Source organism: Pseudomonas sp. 8(2025) (assembly GCF_052665325.1).
Map to the genome: position 1 here is coordinate 413,662 of NZ_JBQOIE010000002.1, position 15,338 is coordinate 428,999.

A 15,338-nucleotide genomic window follows, 5' to 3' on the forward strand; every position below is an offset into this window, starting at 1 on the left:
GGCCTTTTTTATGCCCGCGCATTTGCCCTGCCCGGGGTGGTTGCGTGCATCATGGGCGCCGTCTCCCCATCAGCAGCCGAGCCCGCCCATGACTTCGCGCCTCAACCTGTGCCTCGCCCTGACTTGCAGCCTGTTCGCCACCGCCGCCTGCGCCAGTGACGCCCCGCCCGCCCTCGCCCCGCTGCTGCAGAGCATCGGCGAACGCCTGGCGATTGCCGATCAGGTGGCCCTGAGCAAATGGGACAGCCACAAGGCCGTGGAAGACCGCCCGCGGGAACAACAGGTGATCGCCGGGGCAACCGCCCAGGCCGCAACCTATCACTTGAGCGAAGAAACGGTTGGGCAGTTCTTCGCCGCCCAGATCGAAGCCAACAAGCTGGTGCAATACGCCCGACTCTCGACCTGGCACTTGCAAGGCCGGGCACCGGACACTCCGCGCCAGGACCTGGCCGGGCAGATCCGCCCCCAACTTGATCAGTTACAAAAACGCCTGCTGCAGCAACTGGCCGACTTCAGCCCGCAGCGCACCGACCGCCAATGCCCGCAATGGCTGGCCCGGGCCAATCAGGCCAGCAGCAGCGACCCGCTGCGACGACTGGCGATGGTTCGTGCCACGGCAGAGTTATGTGTGTTCAAAGGTTAACCACGCCTGTGCCACGCGCAGCAGCACCCTATGCTGGAGCCTTTCAGGCACCCGCCAGGATCAGCGAGATGCACCTCGTCATTGCTTGCCTGCTGTGGATCAGCGCATTGCCAGCCGGCGCGCAGATCTACCAGTACACCGACTCGGCCGGTAATCGCGCCTATAGCGACCAGCCGCCGGGAACCTCGTACCGGCAGATTGAAACGCCCGCGCCGAATCGCCTCCCCAGCCCGGCCACACCGGCGCCACATACGCCGGCAGCACAACCTGCCAGCACCCTTCTGGCCTACGAACGGCTGCAACTGAGCGGCGTACCGGAGCACGGTGCCTTGCGCGCCAACAACGGCAGTTTCAGCGTGCAGGTGGAGTTGCAGCCCAGCCTGCGGCCCGGCCACCGTCTGCGCCTGCTGCTGGATGGCCAGCCCTATGGCCAGGCCGGCCAGGGGCCCGAGCTGCAACTGGTGAATATCGACCGTGGCCAGCACCGGTTGGCGGTGCAGGTGCTGGCTGGCGACAAGGTCCTGCAACAGAGCCCGGCCATCAGCTTCACTCTGCTGCGGGCCCGCCGCCCCTGAGCCTCAACCGTGCACCACGCCGCTGGCCAGCAGTGCGGCGATGGTCGGTTCATCCAGGCCCAGCCCCTGCAATACCGCCCGGGTGTCCTGCCCCAGGCTCGGCGGCGCCGTACGGTAGCTGGCCGGCGTGCGCGACAACTTCACCGGCGAACCTATGCCCCGGTAGCCATCGAGTTCCACCAGCAGCCCGCGATGCCGGGTGTGGGGATGAGCCACCACCTGGTCGACGGTGGCGATCGAACCACAAGGCACCCCCAGGCCGATCAGCCGCGGGGCCAGCAACGAGCCGTCGTGTGCCGACAGGTAATGCTCCAGTTGCTGCTTCAAGGCCTCACGGTTGATCGAGCGCTGGCCGTTGTCGGTAAAGCGCGGGTCCTCCAGCAACGCGCCGGCCCCCAGTTCCTGGCACAGCCGGGTGAACTGGCGGTCGTTGCCCACCGCCAGGAAAATCGGCTCGCCAGCAGTGCGGTAGCTGTCGTAGGGAGCAATGTTGGGATGGGCGTTGCCCGTGCGTTTGGGCGTCTTGCCGGCGGCGAAGTAGTTCGGCAGGTGCGGGTGCAGCAGGGACACGCCGCAGTCGTACAGGGAGATGTCCAGTGACTGCCCGAGGCCGCTGCGCTGGCGCTCGTTGAGGGCCAGGAGAATCCCCGCCAGGGCATTCAGGCCTGTGACCATATCGACAATCGGCAGGCCGATGCGCAACGGCCCGCCGTCGCCTTCGCCGTTGACGCTCATCAGCCCGGCCATGGCCTGGATCACCGCGTCGTAACCCGGTAGCCCGCCCAGCGGGCCATCGGCGCCAAAGCCGGAAATCCCGCAGTGGATCAACGCCGGAAAACGCTGGCTCAGCACCTCCTGGTAACCGATGCCCCAACGCTGCAGGGTGCCCGGCTTGAAGTTCTCGATCAGCACGTCGGCGCCTTCCAGCAACTGCATCAGCAGTTCCAGGCCTTCGGGGCGCGACAGGTCGACGGCGATCCCCTGCTTGTTACGGTTGATACCGCGAAAATACGCCGCGTCATCACCTTCGAAAGGCGGCCCCCAGCCCCGGGTCTCATCACCGCTCAAAGGTTCCAGCTTGATCACCTCGGCGCCGTGGTCGGCCAGGGCCTGGGAGCAGTAGGGGCCGCCCAGCACACGGCTGAGATCGATGATTTTCACGCCCGCCAGGGCGCCTTGGGCAAACGTCATGGATGTACTCCGGCAGATCGGACAAGGACGGCCATTCAGGCCGGCAGCAATTGCATGGCTTGGGCCTGGGACAGCGGGCTTTCATTGGCCAGGCGCGCCAGCAGCTCGGCATCGATCACCGGCTCCAGGCCCAACGGATCGCGCGGCAATACCTTGTGCACCAGCACCAGGTGAGCCAGGGCCAGGCGCCGACGGTCCGCACCCTGGCGCGCGGCCTCCCAGGCCATGAAGATGGCGCTGGCCAGGTGATAGAGAACGCTGCCCACCTGCCGCACCTGCTCGTCCCGGCGCTGCTGCGCCACGGCATGGAAGCCGGTCACGGTGCGCAACAGGGCCGAATCGAACAGCCGGCGGCTCGCCGGTGGCAAATCGGCCTCGGCCAGCAGCCCGGCCAGATAGCCCTGCAACGGCTCCAGCGCCTGCTCCCGAGTCACCGCCCGGGCAATGTCCAGGGCGACGATGTTGCTGGTGCCCTCCCAGATCGACCCCAGGTGCGCATCGCGCACCAGCCGGGCATCGCTCCACTCCTCGATATAGCCAACCCCGCCGCGCACTTCCATGGCATCGCCGGTCACCCGGCGGGCATCACGGCAGGCGCGGAACTTGATCAGCGGCGTAAGGATCCGCACGCACTTGCGCGCCGTCTCATCGCCGCCATCGGCCCGGGGCAGCAAGCTGGCGATCTGCATGAACACCGAGCGCGCCTGTTCGGCGGGCAGCATCATCTTCAGCAACTGGCGCTGCATCAGCGGCATTTCGATCAGGTGCTTGCCGAAGGCCCGGCGCTGGCGGGCGATGTACAACGCCTCGCTCAGCCCCCGGCGCATCAGCCCCGCCGCGCGCACGCCATTGGACAGGCGCGACATGTTGATCATGTCGGCCATCTGCTGAAAACCGCGGCCGACCTCACCGATCAGGTAGGCCGTGGCGCCTTCCAGGGTGATCTCGCCACTGGCCATGGAGCGGCTGCCCAGCTTGTCCTTCAGGCGCTGGATCCGGTAGTGGTTGCGCGAGCCGTCGGGCAGCACCTTGGGCAACAGGAACAGGGTCACCCCGGCCATGCCCGGTGGTGCGTCTTCCGGGCGCGCCAGGACCATGGCCAGGTCGGCATCCGGGTTGGAGCAGAACCACTTCTCACCGAACAGGCGCCATTGGCCATCTTCCAGCCGGGCCCGGGTTTCGGTGCGTGAAACGTCGGAACCGGCGGCCTGTTCGGTCATGAACATCGCCCCCTGGAACAGCGTCTCGAAATCCTGGGACTGCAACTGCGGCAGGTAGCGCGCCACCAGTTCCGGCGTACCGAACTTGCACAGGGTGCGGGTCAGGGAGTCGGTCATGCTCACCGGGCAGCACAGGCCGAACTCGGCCTGGACGAACAGGTAGGTCAGGGCGTACTTGATCAGCGGCGGCGGGCCTCCGGGCTGGTGGCTCATGGCAGCCAGCCCCAGTTCGGCAAAGGCCACCCGTTCCAGGGTGACGTAGTCCGGATGCTTGGCGATGCTTTGCAGGTTCTCGCCGCGGCGGGTACGCGGTTGCAGCACCGGGGGATTCTTGTCGGCGCTCAGGGCCAGCACATCCAGCTCGCCACCGGCCCGGGCGCCCAGGTGCTGCAAGGTGGGCAACCACTGCTGGTAGACCGCCGAGGGCAGGTAGACCTGGAGCAGCGCGGCCAGGCCTGCGTCGCACTCGAACAGGTTGATGCCGCGGCTGTCGGGGATGTTGAGGCTGTCTTCAATGGGGCGGGGCTCGGCGGTCATGGCGCGTCTCCTGTTTTTTGTAGGCCGAGACTAGAGCCGCCATCGATAAGTATCTAATACAAAATCAATCAACTACGATAAGAAATCCATATCGTAGAGCCGGAGTCGCCATGGACCTCAAACAGTTGCGCTACTTCGTCGCGGTAGCCGAAGAACTGCATTTCGGGCGGGCCGCGAACCGTCTGTGCATTTCCCAGCCGGCCCTGAGTTTCGACATCAAGAAGCTTGAGGGGCAACTGGAAGTCCAACTGCTCAATCGCAACAACAAGTCGGTGAGCCTGACCAACGCCGGCCAGGTTCTGCTGGACGAGGCCCGCTACCTGCTGCTGCGTGCCGACCAGGCGCGGCACCTGACCCAGCGCTCGGCAGAAGGCTTTGCCGGGCGCCTGAGCCTGGGTTTCGTCAATTCGATCCTGCACCGCGGGCTGCCCGAGGCGGTCAAGGCCTTCGAACAGCAATACCCGGAAACCGAAGTGGTGCTGATGGAAATGAACAGTGCCGACCAGACCCAGGCCCTGCAACGCGGCCAGATCGACATCGGTTTCGTCCATGGCAGCACCTTTGCCGCCGGCATCCACAGCGAACCGCTGCTGGCCGAGCCGTTCCTCTGCTGCCTGCCCCAGAGCCACTCGCTGGCCACCCAGGCGCGGATCGACCTGGCGCAACTGGCCAATGACGATTTCATCCTGTTTCCGCGGGCGGTCTCGCCGCACTACCACGACCTGATCATTTCCCGCTGCGTGGCGGCCGGGTTCAGCCCGCGCATTCGCCACGAGACGCGGCTATGGCAAACGGTGGTGGCAATGGTGGCCCACGAGATGGGCGTGGCGCTGGTGCCCCAGACCCTGGCCATGCTCGGCCAGCCGGGCGTGCATTACGGCGAGCTCGAAGGCTCCGGCGCGCCTTCGCAGATCCAGGCGATCCGCCTGGAGGACAAGCCTTCGGCGGCGGCCGAAAGCTTTCTAGGGCTGCTCAAGTCCCTGATCAAACCGGCCGCCGGAGGGCGCTGAGCGTTGGGGCGCGATACGCAATCACGTATCAAACCATAAGATTTAATCATTATATTTTTCGATTCCTGCCTGTATAGGCTCCCAGCGGTCGGACCTTGCCAGAGGTCCATGCGCCCGATCAGGGGCGCATATAACAATAAAAACGCAGGAATTGAACATGAACGCTGCCCAGGATGCCGCTGCCCACAAGAAAGCCCGCAAGGCGGGTATCGCCTCATTCATCGGCACCACCATCGAGTGGTATGACTTCTACGCCTACGGCATCGCCGCCGCCCTGGTGTTCGGCAAGGTGTTCTTTCCCGCCGACCTGCCCCCCGGCACGGCCACCCTGCTGTCCTTCCTGACCCTGTGGGCCGGGTTCATCGCCCGCCCCGTCGGCGGCATCATCTTCGGCCACATGGGCGACAAGATCGGCCGCAAGACCACCCTGGTGATCACCCTGATCATGATGGGCCTGGCCACCACCTGCATCGGCCTGCTGCCCAGCTACCTGCAGATCGGCGTCTGGGCCCCCATTGCCCTGGTGACCCTGCGCATCATCCAGGGCATCGCGGTGGGCGGCGAATGGGGCGGGGCGATCCTCATCGCCAGCGAAAGCGCGCCCAAGGGCAAGGGCATTCTCTATGCCGCCTTCGCCCAGCAGGGTTCGCCGGCCGGCAACCTGCTGGCAACCCTGGTGTTCTTCGGCCTCAGCGCCCTGCCGACTCCGGACTTTCTGCTCTGGGGCTGGCGCATTCCGTTCCTGCTGTCGGCGGTGCTGGTGATCATCGGCATGGTCATCCGCCTCAAGCTGGAAGAATCCGATGACATGAAGCGCCTGATGGAGCAGAAAAAGACCGTCAAGCTGCCGATTCTCGAAGTCCTGCGCGACCACTGGCGCCTGGTACTGCTGGGGGCCGGGGTGCTGCCGATCATCCACGTCACCTATTTCAAGAGCACCTTCGCCCTGTCCTGGGCCACCAAGGAGCTGGGCTACAGCCAGGGCAGCTTCCTCAGCGTGATCGTCATCGCCCTGGTGGTGCAGTTCATCACCCAGCCCCTGGGTGCGGTGCTGGTTTCACGCATGGACATGCGCAAGGCCATGGTGCTGATGGTGGTGCCCGAGCTGCTGCTGATGCCGGCGATGTTCTTCGCCGTGGAGACCGGTCACTACTGGATCGCGGTGCTGGGCATGTGCCTGGCCACGGTGCCGCACTCGATGTTCTATGGCGCGGTGGGCGGCATCCTGGCGCGGGCGTTTCCGACCCGGGTGCGCTACAGCGGGCTGTCGATCTCCTATCAGCTGTGTTCACTGCTGGTGGGCGGCGCCACGCCGGTGCTGGCCCAGAGCATCCTCAATGGCACCGGCAGCATCATCGGCGTGGCCATCGCCTCGGCCTGCTACGCCCTGGTCTCGCTGGCATGCATGCTGGCCCTGCTCAAGCGCATCGGCCATAACGCCGCCGAGCTGTCCACGGCAGAACAGGCGGATGCCGACGAATTGGCGCGCCAGACTGGCGCCCAGCCACCTGTGGATAAGGTTTCCCGGCTCGACCCGGTGCCAGGCAGCGAGCTACAGCCCGCTCGCTGATGCACCCTGCAAGTGGTGCAGGCGCCGCTCATGCTCCAGCAACCAGCGCTTGCGCCACAGACCACCGCCATAGCCGGTCAGGGAGCCATCGGCGCCAATCACCCGGTGGCAGGCAATGACAATGGAAATCTGGTTGGCGGCATTGGCCCGGGCCACCGCGCGCACCGCTGAGGGCGAGCCGACCTGCCGCGCCACCTCGGCGTAGCTGCAGGTGGTACCCAGGGGAATGGCCCGCAGCGCCTGCCAGACGGTACGGGTAAAGGGCGAGGCGCTCATCGCCAGCGGTGTGGCGAAGTGCACCGCCTCGCCGGCGAAGTAACGCTGCAGTTCGGCCTCGATCTGGTCGATGGGGGCAAAACGCCCGAAACCTATGCTCGAACCGCTGCTCTTCTGCAGGTTCTGCAACTCATTGGCCAGTGCCGGGCGGTCGAAGAATTCCAGCAGATGCAGGACCTGGGCGTCGGCCACCGCCAGCATCACGCCGATCGGGGTCTGCAACCAATCGACCTTGAGCAGTTCCCGCCCCCGCAAGTTGGACGGCGGCTGGCCCGCCAGGCGGCTGAAGGCGTGGCGAAAGCCGCTGTCGGAGTCGAAGCCGGCGCTAATCTGCGCCTCGATCACCGGCTCTCCCGAGGCCAGTTGCTGCATGCCCTGGCCCATGCGACGCAGGCGCGCCATTTCCAGGAAGGTGACGCCGAAATAGCGCTTGAACGCACGGCGCACGGTGGATGGGTCCAGCCCCTGGGCGACCAGGTCGTCCTCGTACCAACGGCGTTCCGGGTCGCGGCCCAACTGCTCGAGCAAGGTCTGCACCCAGGGCTCCTGGACCCCGGCCCGCTCCAGCGGACGACAGCGCAGGCAGGCGCGGAACCCTGCTTCGACACAACCCTTGATGGAGCCGAAGAACACCGTGTTCTCGCGCTTGGGCTTGCGTGCAGCGCAGGTCAGGCGGCAGAACACGCCGGTGCTCTTCACCCCGACAAAGGCAAAGCCTTCATAGGCCGGGTCCCGTGCCAGCAGCGCCTGGTACAGGGTGTCGTCATCGGGAAGCTGGAACAGCAGAGGGGCATTTTCCATGGCCGCATCCTAAACCTTGAAGCATCGGGTTCGAGCACTCTAAACCCGCCCTTTGCCCCGCGCCGCTGAAAAACGGGCGTTGATTCTTCTATCAACGCGCGCCCATCGAGCGCCGCTTAGATTCATGCACTATATTGGTGCAATGCCTTGCACTCAGGTGCCAATACCAGCCCATTTTGGTTCGAAAATACCCGCCAGAGCTGGCAAAACGCCACAGAACCAGGCTTCAAACGCCTGTTTCAGGGCATGCGCGCTTCTTTTCGGAGCCTTGGTTTGGTTTTTGCATTTTCTCCACCACAGCGCCTTAGCCGCGCGCGCACTTCGGGACCGGCCCCGGATTGTCTTGCTTCAAAAGAGGTCACCATCTACCCATGACCATCAGCGACCCACTGCACCGCCTGCTTCTGGACAACCTGACCACCGCCACCATCCTGCTCAATGCCGACCTGCGCCTTGAGTACATGAACCCGGCGGCGGAAATGCTCCTGGCCATCAGCGGCCAGCGCAGCCATGGGCAATTCATCAGCGAGCTGTTCACCGAATCCGCCGAGGCCCTGAGCTCCCTGCGCCAGGCGGTGGAGCAGGCGCACCCCTTCACCAAGCGCGAAGCCATGCTCACCGCACTGACCGGCCAGACCCTGACCGTCGACTACGCGGTGACGCCGATCCTCAGCAACGGCGACACCTTGCTGCTACTGGAAGTCCACCCCCGGGACCGGCTGCTGCGGATCACCAAGGAAGAGGCCCAGTTGTCCAAGCAGGAAACCAGCAAGATGCTGGTGCGCGGCCTGGCCCATGAAATCAAGAACCCCTTGGGGGGCATTCGCGGCGCCGCACAGTTGCTGGCCCGGGAGCTGCCCGAGGAAAGCCTCAAGGACTACACCAACGTCATCATCGAAGAAGCCGACCGCCTGCGGAATCTGGTGGACCGCATGCTCGGCTCGAACAAGCTGCCATCCCTGGCCCTGACCAACATCCATGAAGTGCTGGAGCGGGTCAGCAGCCTGGTGGAAGCCGAAAGCCAGGGCTGTATCACCCTGGTGCGCGATTACGACCCGAGCATTCCCGACGTGCTGATCGACCGCGAACAGATGATCCAGGCGGTGCTCAACATCGTGCGCAACGCCATGCAGGCCATCAGCAGCCAGAATGAAATGCGCCTGGGGCGCATCACCCTGCGCAGCCGCACCATGCGCCAGTTCACCATCGGCCACGTGCGCCATCGCCTGGTGAGCAAGATCGAAATCATCGACAACGGCCCGGGCATCCCCGCGGAACTGCAGGACACCCTCTTCTTCCCCATGGTCAGCGGCCGCCCGGACGGTACCGGGCTGGGCCTGGCCATCACCCAGAACATCATCAGCCAGCACCAGGGTCTGATCGAATGTGACAGCCATCCCGGCCACACCACGTTCTCGATCTTTCTGCCACTGGAACAAGGAGCCCCATCGACATGAGCCGTAGTGAAACCGTGTGGATCGTCGATGACGACCGTTCTATCCGTTGGGTCCTGGAAAAAGCCTTGCAGCAGGAAGGGATGACCACCCAGAGCTTCGACAGCGCCGACGGGGTGATGAGCCGCCTGGCCCGCCAGGCCCCGGACGTGATCATTTCCGACATTCGCATGCCCGGCGCCAGTGGCCTGGACCTGCTGGCACGGATTCGCGAGCAGCACCCGCGCCTGCCGGTGATCATCATGACCGCGCATTCGGACCTGGATAGCGCTGTCGCCTCCTACCAGGGCGGCGCCTTCGAATACCTGCCCAAGCCGTTCGATGTCGATGAAGCGGTGTCGCTGGTCAAGCGCGCCAATCAGCACGCCCAGGAACAGCAAGGCCTGGAAGTGCCGGCGACCCTGACTCGCACTCCGGAAATCATCGGTGAGGCGCCGGCCATGCAGGAGGTGTTCCGAGCCATCGGGCGCCTGAGCCACTCCAACATCACAGTGCTGATCAACGGCGAATCCGGTACCGGCAAGGAACTGGTAGCCCATGCCCTGCATCGCCACAGCCCGCGGGCGGCTTCGCCGTTCATCGCCCTGAACATGGCGGCGATCCCCAAGGACCTGATGGAATCCGAGCTGTTCGGCCATGAAAAGGGCGCCTTCACCGGCGCGGCCAACCTGCGGCGCGGGCGCTTCGAGCAGGCCGACGGCGGCACCCTGTTTCTCGACGAGATCGGCGACATGCCAGCCGACACCCAGACCCGCCTGCTGCGGGTCCTGGCCGATGGCGAGTTCTATCGGGTCGGTGGCCATACCCCGGTCAAGGTCGATGTACGCATCATCGCCGCGACCCACCAGAACCTGGAAACCCTGGTGCACGCCGGCAAGTTCCGTGAGGACCTGTTCCACCGCCTCAACGTGATCCGCATCCATATCCCGCGCCTGTCGGACCGTCGCGAAGACATCCCGACCCTGGCCAGGCACTTCCTCAGCCGCGCCGCCCAGGAACTGGCGGTGGAACCCAAGTTGCTGAAAAACGAAACCGAGGAATACCTGAAGAACCTGCCGTGGCCGGGCAACGTGCGCCAGCTGGAGAACACCTGCCGCTGGATCACCGTCATGGCCTCGGGTCGCGAGGTGCATATCAGCGACCTGCCACCGGAGTTGCTGAGCCTGCCCCAGGATTCAGCGCCGGTCACCAACTGGGAACAGGCCCTGCGCCAATGGGCCGACCAGGCCCTGGCCCGCGGGCAATCGAACCTGCTGGACAGCGCGGTACCGAGTTTCGAGCGGATCATGATCGAGACCGCCCTCAAGCACACCGCCGGCCGCCGCCGCGATGCCGCGGTCCTGTTGGGCTGGGGGCGCAATACCCTGACCCGCAAGATCAAGGAGCTGGGGATGAAGGTCGACGGTGGCGACGAGGATGAAGGCGAGGAAGGCTGAAGCCCCGGCCGCGGCATGTAGGAGCTGGCTTGCCAGCGAAGAGGCCCTTGAGCCTTGCAGTGCGCCCACAGGCGCTTTCGCCGGCAAGCCGGCTCCTACGATGAGGAAGTGCGTGCACCAGGATGGGGTGCATGCACTGCCCGAAGGCGCGCTGCAGTGCCATACAGCCCGGGTACAACCCGGGCCTCAGCTCTGAAAAGCCCTCCGTCGAAAACGCAAAAGCCCCGGATTACGGGGCTTTCGGCTTTTTATCCCAGCAATCAACGCCTCTGCAGCCAAAACTGGCACGCCACCTGCAATAACCCAATCACTACCCAGTTTCGGGGACCTTGGTACAGGCAGGCCGGGGATTCCCCTCTTTAACACCAGGCTCGGCACGCACATCGCGACGGCCAAAGGTTTCGGGAACCCCAGTACAGGCAGGCTGGGACTTCCCTCTTTAACACCAGGCCCACCCCGCTCACAGCGACGGGCCAGGCTTTCGGGAACCCCGGTACAGGCAGGCCGGGACTTCCCTCTTTAATACCCGGCCCATCCCGCGCATCGCGACGGGCCACGCTTTTGGGGACCCTGGTACAGGCAGGCCGGGAATCCCCTTCTTTACACCGGGACTCATCGCCTTCGTGGCGCTCAGCCCCTCCCGCTTTTGGGGGCCTTGGTACAGGCAGGCCGGGGTTTCCCTCTTTTATTCCTCCCGCAGGTGGATCGCCAGGCGCCAGCGCCCCTCCACCTCGCTCCCGTCCCACTGGCCCCGCAGCGGCCGCGCGGCCACCAGGTTCAGCAGCAGGCCCTGGTCCGCCCGGCGCACCCGCCAGTTCACATTGCGCTGATTGACCTGCAACTGGCCCTTCTGTGCCTGCCCCTGGGCATCGAACAGCAGCGCCACGGTGCCATCGATGTGTTCCCCATGGAGCTTGGGCTCATGGTTGAACCACAGCACCAGCCCATCGGGCGCCACCTCGACCTGCTGCAACGCCACCGGATCAGGCTGGGTCAGGCGGCCGATCATCAGCCCTACCATCACCCCGACAATCGCCAGGGAGCCGAACACCCGCAGCATTAGCTTCGGTCGCGAGTACGCTTCAGGCGTAGAATGCAGCCTGTCTTTCTCTTCGGAGCCGTGCATGTTTCACGTCATCCTCTTTCAACCAGAAATTCCGCCGAATACCGGCAACGTTATCAGGCTGTGCGCCAACAGCGGCTGCCACCTGCATTTGATCGAGCCGCTGGGTTTCGAAATGGACGACAAGCGCCTGCGCCGCGCCGGCCTCGACTATCACGAATACGCCACCCTGCAACGCCATGCCGACCTTGCCAGTTGCCTGGAAAGCCTCGGCCAGCCGCGCCTGTTCGCCTTCACCACCAAGGGCTCGCGCCCCTTCCATGACGCCAGCTTCCAGGAGGGCGACGCCTTCCTGTTCGGCCCCGAGAGCCGGGGCCTGCCGGCGGACGTGCTGGACGCCCTGCCCGGCGAACAGCGCCTGCGCCTGCCCATGCGCGAAGGCTGCCGCAGCCTGAACCTGTCCAACACCGTGGCCGTTGCGGTCTATGAAGGCTGGAGACAGTTGGGGTTCAAGTAGAGCCTGGGGTTCGCGGGCAAGCCCGCTCCTACAGGTTTTGCCCGAGCATGAAAAAAGCGCCGTTACAGGCGCTTTTTTCGTACCGCAACCAGCACTTACTGAACGGTGTTTTCGCCAGCGGACTGCAGGCGTTGCAGCTCTTGGGCGTACAGCGCATCGAAGTTCACCGGGGCCAGCATCAGCGCCGGGAACGAACCGCGGGTCACCAGGCTGTCCAGCGCTTCACGAGCGTAAGGGAACAGGATGTTCGGGCAGAAAGCACCCAGGGTGTGGCTCATGGAAGCCTCATCCAGGTTCTTGATCAGGAAGATACCGGCCTGCTGGACTTCAGCGATGAAGGCCACTTCGTCGCCGTTCTTCACGGTCACGGACAGGGTCAGCACCACTTCGTGGAAGTCGGCTTCCAACGCTGTCTGGCGGGTATTGAGGTCCAGGCCGACGCTAGGTTCCCACTGCTGACGGAAGATTGCCGGGCTTTTCGGCGCTTCGAAGGACAGGTCACGCACGTAGATACGCTGCAGGGAGAATTGCGGTGCGCTTTCGTCGTCGGCAACGGTGTTCTGTTGGTCAGTCATCTCAGAGTCCTTCTTGATCTTGGGTCTATAGGGTTGGGAATTTCAGGCCGCTAGCAGCGCGTCGAGCTTGCCGGCACGCTCCAGGGCGAACAAATCATCACAGCCACCTACGTGGGTGGCGCCGATCCAGATCTGCGGCACGGACGTACGCCCGGCCTTCTGAGCCATCTCGGCGCGTACCTGGGGCTTGCCATCGACCTTGATCTCTTCGAAGGCTACGCCTTTGCTCGCCAGCAGATGCTTGGCGCGCGAGCAGTAAGGGCAGTAATCACTGGAGTAGACGATGACCTTGGACATTACTTCACCAATGGCAGGTTATCGGCCTTCCAGCTGGCCACGCCGCCGGACAGCTTGGCCGCGGTGAAACCGGACTTGAGCAGCTCGCGGGCGTGGGTGCCGGCGTGCTGGCCCTGGGCGTCCACCAGGATGATGGTCTTGGACTTGTGCTTCTCCAGCTCGCCGACACGGGCGGCCAGCTTGTCCTGGGGAATGTTCAGTGCACCGACGATATGGCCGGCGGCATAGTCCTTGGATGGACGGATATCGATCACGACGCCCTGCTCGCTGTTGACCAGCGCGGTCAGTTCACGGGTGCTGAGGCTGCGGCCACCGCGGCTCAATTCATGAGCGATCAACAGAGCCAGCAGGATGGCGAAGGCGCCGACGAGCAAGTAGTGTTCAGTGGCGAATTGAATCAGGTGAGCAACCATCTAAGGAGGTTCCAGGGCGTTAAAATGTCGGCCAGTATACACAGCCCTCCGGGTCGACCAAACCCCGCCCGGCGGTGACTCCACCGGAACTTCGCTTTAAACTGCCACTCCCTTTTTCAACACCTCCCTTTCATCTCTTTCCTATCCAGCCACGAGTGGACGCCATGACTACCACGCCTAAACCTTTGGTCCTGATGATTCTGGATGGCTTCGGTCACAGCGAAAGCCACGAATCCAACGCCGTCTATGCGGCCAAGAAGCCGGTCCTGGACCGCTTGTGCGCCAGCATGCCCAACGGCCTGATCTCGGGTTCGGGCATGGATGTCGGCCTGCCGGACGGGCAGATGGGCAACTCCGAAGTCGGCCACATGAACCTCGGCGCCGGCCGCGTGGTGTACCAGGACTTCACCCGGGTGACCAAGGCCATCCGTGACGGTGAGTTCTTCGAGAACCCGACCATTTGCGCGGCCGTGGACAAGGCCGTGGATGCCGGCAAGGCGGTGCACATCCTCGGCCTGCTGTCCGACGGCGGCGTACACAGCCACCAGGACCACCTGATCGCCATGGCCGAACTGGCCTTCAAGCGCGGCGCCGAGAAGATCTACCTGCATGCCTTCCTCGATGGCCGCGACACCCCGCCCAAAAGCGCCCAGTCGTCCATCGAACTGCTGGACGAAACCTTCAAGACCCTGGGCAAGGGCCGCATCGCCAGCCTGATCGGCCGTTACTTCGCCATGGACCGCGACAACCGCTGGGACCGTGTGGCCCAGGCCTACAACCTGATCGTCGACGGCCAGGGCCAGTTCAACGCCGCTACCGCCCAGGAAGGCCTGCAAGCCGCCTACGCACGTGAAGAGAGCGACGAATTCGTCAAGGCCACCACCATCGGCGAACCGGTCAAGGTCGAGGACGGCGATGCCGTGGTGTTCATGAACTTCCGCGCCGACCGTGCACGGGAGCTGACCCGGGTCTTCGTCGAAGACGGCTTCAAGGACTTCGAACGCCCACGCCAGCCTAAGCTGGCCGGCTTCGTCATGCTCACCCAGTACGCCGCCAGCATCCCCGCGCCATCGGCCTTTGCCCCGGGCAGCCTGGAGAACGTGCTGGGCGACTATTTGGCGAAAAACGGCAAGACCCAACTGCGCATCGCCGAGACCGAGAAGTATGCCCACGTCACCTTCTTCTTCTCCGGTGGCCGCGAAGAGCCGTTCCCGGGCGAGGAGCGCATCCTGATCCCGTCGCCGAAAGTCGCCACCTACGACCTGCAGCCGGAAATGAGTGCCCCGGAAGTCACCGACAAGATCGTCGACGCCATCGAGCACCAGCGTTATGACGTGATCATCGTCAACTACGCCAACGGCGACATGGTCGGCCACAGCGGCGTGTTCGAGGCGGCGGTCAAAGCCGTGGAATGCCTGGACCTGTGCGTCGGACGTATCGTCGACGCCCTGGAAAAGGTAGGCGGCGAAGCCCTGATCACCGCCGACCACGGCAACGTCGAGCAGATGTCCGACGAATCCACCGGCCAGGCCCACACCGCCCACACCACCGAGCCGGTGCCATTCATCTATGTCGGCAAACGCGCCTTGAAAGTCCGTGAAGGCGGGGTTCTGGCGGACGTGGCGCCCACCATGCTCAAGCTGCTGGGCCTGCCCAAGCCCGCGGAAATGACCGGCACGTCGATCCTGGTGGACCCGGCGCACTGATCCCTCCAGCTCGCCATTGCAGGCAAAAACGCCCGATGCAACCGTCGGGCGTTT

Annotated in this window: 15 protein-coding genes; 8 read left to right on the forward strand and 7 right to left on the reverse strand. The window is 64.5% G+C overall.

Annotated elements, in window-relative coordinates:
• Nucleotides 1-88: 88 nt before the first annotated feature.
• Both ACUXVH_RS05720 and ACUXVH_RS05725 read left to right on the forward strand, forming a co-directional pair.
• Nucleotides 89-643, forward strand: a complete 555-nt coding sequence (locus ACUXVH_RS05720) for a chorismate mutase (protein ID WP_011058760.1) — start codon at nt 89-91, stop codon at nt 641-643.
• Nucleotides 644-711: 68 nt separating this feature from the next.
• Nucleotides 712-1,218 carry a DUF4124 domain-containing protein gene (locus tag ACUXVH_RS05725; RefSeq protein WP_015633837.1) on the forward strand — a complete coding sequence of 169 codons (507 nt, stop codon included), beginning with the start codon at nt 712-714 and terminating at the stop codon, nt 1,216-1,218.
• Nucleotides 1,219-1,221: 3 nt separating this feature from the next.
• Here the strand turns inward: ACUXVH_RS05725 and ACUXVH_RS05730 are convergent, their stop codons facing one another.
• Complete coding sequence (locus tag ACUXVH_RS05730; protein WP_065364828.1) at nt 1,222-2,409, reverse strand: CaiB/BaiF CoA transferase family protein; 1,188 nt, start codon at nt 2,407-2,409, stop codon at nt 1,222-1,224.
• A 35-nt stretch (nt 2,410-2,444) separates the two neighbouring features.
• A complete protein-coding gene (locus tag ACUXVH_RS05735; RefSeq protein WP_065364827.1) occupies nt 2,445-4,166 on the reverse strand; it encodes an acyl-CoA dehydrogenase family protein in 1,722 nt (573 codons plus the stop codon).
• A 110-nt stretch (nt 4,167-4,276) separates the two neighbouring features.
• Between ACUXVH_RS05735 and ACUXVH_RS05740 the strand changes: the two genes are divergently transcribed.
• A complete protein-coding gene (locus ACUXVH_RS05740; protein WP_011058756.1) occupies nt 4,277-5,176 on the forward strand; it encodes a LysR family transcriptional regulator in 900 nt (299 codons plus the stop codon).
• A gap of 157 nt (nt 5,177-5,333) precedes the next feature.
• Nucleotides 5,334-6,746, forward strand: coding sequence for an MFS transporter (locus tag ACUXVH_RS05745; protein WP_065364826.1), 1,413 nt, complete (start codon nt 5,334-5,336; stop codon nt 6,744-6,746).
• Here the strand turns inward: ACUXVH_RS05745 and ACUXVH_RS05750 are convergent.
• Nucleotides 6,729-7,823 (reverse strand): bifunctional transcriptional activator/DNA repair enzyme AdaA, encoded by a 1,095-nt coding sequence (locus ACUXVH_RS05750; RefSeq protein WP_011058754.1) that lies wholly within the window; start codon nt 7,821-7,823, stop codon nt 6,729-6,731. The genes ACUXVH_RS05745 and ACUXVH_RS05750 overlap by 18 nt on opposite strands.
• A 371-nt stretch (nt 7,824-8,194) precedes the next feature.
• On the opposite strand from ACUXVH_RS05750, the gene glnL reads away from it, so the two are divergent.
• Nucleotides 8,195-9,280, forward strand: a complete 1,086-nt coding sequence (gene glnL, locus ACUXVH_RS05755; protein ID WP_011058753.1) for a nitrogen regulation protein NR(II) — start codon at nt 8,195-8,197, stop codon at nt 9,278-9,280.
• A complete protein-coding gene (gene ntrC / locus ACUXVH_RS05760; protein ID WP_065364825.1) occupies nt 9,277-10,713 on the forward strand; it encodes a nitrogen regulation protein NR(I) in 1,437 nt (478 codons plus the stop codon). Before glnL ends, ntrC begins: the two co-directional genes overlap by 4 nt.
• Nucleotides 10,714-11,398: 685 nt before the next feature.
• Here ntrC and ACUXVH_RS05765 read toward each other — a convergent pair.
• Nucleotides 11,399-11,839, reverse strand: coding sequence for a hypothetical protein (locus tag ACUXVH_RS05765; protein WP_011058751.1), 441 nt, complete (start codon nt 11,837-11,839; stop codon nt 11,399-11,401).
• Between ACUXVH_RS05765 and trmL the strand changes: the two genes are divergently transcribed.
• Nucleotides 11,838-12,293 carry a tRNA (uridine(34)/cytosine(34)/5-carboxymethylaminomethyluridine(34)-2'-O)-methyltransferase TrmL gene (gene trmL, locus ACUXVH_RS05770; RefSeq protein ID WP_047283558.1) on the forward strand — a complete coding sequence of 152 codons (456 nt, stop codon included), beginning with the start codon at nt 11,838-11,840 and terminating at the stop codon, nt 12,291-12,293. The genes ACUXVH_RS05765 and trmL overlap by 2 nt on opposite strands.
• 95 nt (nt 12,294-12,388) lie before the next feature.
• On the opposite strand, the gene secB is transcribed toward trmL, so the two are convergent.
• From secB to ACUXVH_RS05785, 3 genes are read right to left on the reverse strand one after another with little or no spacing between them, the layout of a single operon-like run.
• A complete protein-coding gene (gene secB / locus ACUXVH_RS05775) occupies nt 12,389-12,868 on the reverse strand; it encodes a protein-export chaperone SecB (RefSeq protein ID WP_011058749.1) in 480 nt (159 codons plus the stop codon).
• Nucleotides 12,869-12,910: 42 nt separating this feature from the next.
• Nucleotides 12,911-13,165, reverse strand: coding sequence for a glutaredoxin 3 (gene grxC, locus ACUXVH_RS05780; protein ID WP_011058748.1), 255 nt, complete (start codon nt 13,163-13,165; stop codon nt 12,911-12,913).
• On the reverse strand, nt 13,165-13,578 hold the full coding sequence (locus ACUXVH_RS05785; RefSeq protein WP_011058747.1) for a rhodanese-like domain-containing protein: 414 nt from the start codon (nt 13,576-13,578) through the stop codon (nt 13,165-13,167). The genes grxC and ACUXVH_RS05785 overlap by 1 nt, the downstream gene beginning before the upstream one ends.
• A 164-nt stretch (nt 13,579-13,742) precedes the next feature.
• On the opposite strand from ACUXVH_RS05785, the gene gpmI reads away from it, so the two are divergent.
• Nucleotides 13,743-15,284, forward strand: a complete 1,542-nt coding sequence (gene gpmI / locus ACUXVH_RS05790) for a 2,3-bisphosphoglycerate-independent phosphoglycerate mutase (RefSeq protein ID WP_065364824.1) — start codon at nt 13,743-13,745, stop codon at nt 15,282-15,284.
• Nucleotides 15,285-15,338 lie beyond the last annotated feature (54 nt).